1 protein-coding gene is annotated in these 239 nt (G+C 50.2%); it reads right to left on the reverse strand.

Features of this window, described 5'->3' with window-relative positions:
* Nucleotides 1–239: hypothetical protein (locus ACY2RR_RS24700; RefSeq protein ID WP_490110853.1), on the reverse strand; the 239-nt coding region annotated here is incomplete at both ends.

Below are 239 nucleotides of genomic sequence, written 5' to 3' on the forward strand. Positions count from 1 at the left end.
CTCTAGACTATCAGACAGTTTCTTGCCAGAAACACCCTGATCCTGAAGCTCTTCACCTTCAATAACCTGGACCGTCCCAGAAATAGAAGAAACACTTTCTTCCGCACGGGTTGCAGTACCAACCACGTTTTCCAGTTTTGTTGGTGCTGCATTAACCGCTGTAGAGGCAATGCCGCTGTAGAGAGCTACGCCAATTGCCAGCGCCAGCCGGTTTGGTGGTGTTGTGCGCTGGTGTATTT

The organism is Parendozoicomonas sp. 2304DJ65-17 (genome assembly GCF_058148445.1).